This window comes from Burkholderia dolosa, assembly GCF_902499135.1.
Lineage (GTDB): Bacteria > Pseudomonadota > Gammaproteobacteria > Burkholderiales > Burkholderiaceae > Burkholderia > Burkholderia dolosa.
The window spans coordinates 1-1,518 of record NZ_CABVPR010000143.1 but is presented as its reverse complement, the minus strand read 5'-3'; the positions used below and the strand labels follow the sequence as shown (position 1 = coordinate 1,518).

Annotated in this window: 1 pseudogene; it reads left to right on the top strand. The window is 57.8% G+C overall.

The features are described 5' to 3' along the window. Positions 1 to 48 precede the first annotated feature (48 nt). Positions 49 to 541: pseudogene (locus BUB20358_RS27900) on the top strand (tyrosine-type recombinase/integrase); the annotation flags it as partial. Between the last annotated feature and the right edge of the window lie 977 nt (positions 542 to 1,518).

Sequence of the window (1,518 nt, the reverse complement as noted above, 5' to 3'; positions counted from 1 at the left end):
ATTTCTTCATGACAAGGTTTCTCCTGCGGCCTCGCCACTAACTTTACAGTGGGATACTTTGGAGGGGGAAGGTCAGAAGACTACAAGGCTTTTGACCGCGACGGAATGTACGTGACGGTATCGCCTGTCGGTACCGTCACCTTCCGCTACGATTGCCGTCTTAACGGACGCCGGGAGACGTTGACCATCGGTCGCTATGGACCTGCCGGCGTGTCGCTGGCCTTGGCGCGCGAAAAGCTGATCGATGCCAAGAAGGCCGTCGCCCTGGGCAAGTCCCCTGCGCTGGAGAAGCAGCGCGAGAAACGCCGGTTGACCCCCGCCAAGACCTTTGGCGAAGTGACCGAGAAATGGCTGGCCGGCGCCCGGATGGCTGACAGCACCAAGGAGATGCGCAAGAGCATCGTGGATCGGGACATCCTGCCGGTCTTTCAGAACCGACAGCTCAACGAAATCAGCGCTGATGACCTGCACCCTCTGCAACAAGGTGAAGGCGCGCGGTGCGCCCGCGACTGCGGTACACGTCCGCGACATCGTGAAACAATGACCGTTGGAACCCCAATCGTCGAGTTAATATTCTCATCAAGTTTTCAACGTCCCGGTTGTGTCATTGAAATAGCGGATCGGCTACGGCGACAAGCGTATGAGCAGGCTGGAAAGCGTTGCCGCGTCTGCGGCGGCCGTGGCCCCCCAATGGCCTGTCTAGGCAGACGAAGCCTGGGATTATGACGATGCGACGCACACTCAGACCCTCAAGGGGGTGATCGCGCTCTGCCCAGACTGTCATCACATCCGCCACTGGGGCAAATCTATGGTCGATGGTCGAGAAGAAGAGACCCTTCGTCACCTCATGGCGATTAACGGCTGGACCCTGGCTCAGGCCGAACACGCCACAGACGAGGCAATGACGTAGTGGGAGGAGCGCTCACGACATAAATGGAAGAGCGACTATAGCTGGGTGACGCGGACACATGGCTTCGTACTTGATAAGGCAAGTGCCGCGAGGGCGGAGACCGCAAACCTCGAGCTGATTGCCGTCACCCGTCAAGGCGCGGAGGAAGCTGAGCAATCCTATGTCGATGCAATTCTCAAGGCCCGTCCGCGCCCCCCATCGGGACCAGAACGTAATCCGAAACGGTCAGTGATCAGTATGCTCAAATCCCTGTTCCGGTAAAAAAACAGCTCAGATCCTTCCCAGCGTATGAATGCGAAAATTGCGATCTTCAGTCCGGATGTCGAACATGAGACAATGTTATAAGCGTTCTCAGCAATCCGCGATGTCGCGTGGGGCCGGCGAAAGGCGAGCAGACCTCACTCATCTCACTAGTTGGGAACGTCCGTTGTCGGGCGGGGGGCACTCCCTAGGGGAGTCGAACGCCGCTCTAACCTGAATCGTCGCGTCCGTGAGGAAAGACCGAATTTCGACAAAGACGGGGTGCCGTTGGGAGGTATCCGGAATTCCGTGTGTGAGGCGGGTTGAGATTCAGACTCCAATGTTGAATCGTTCCGGGTAAAGCAGCG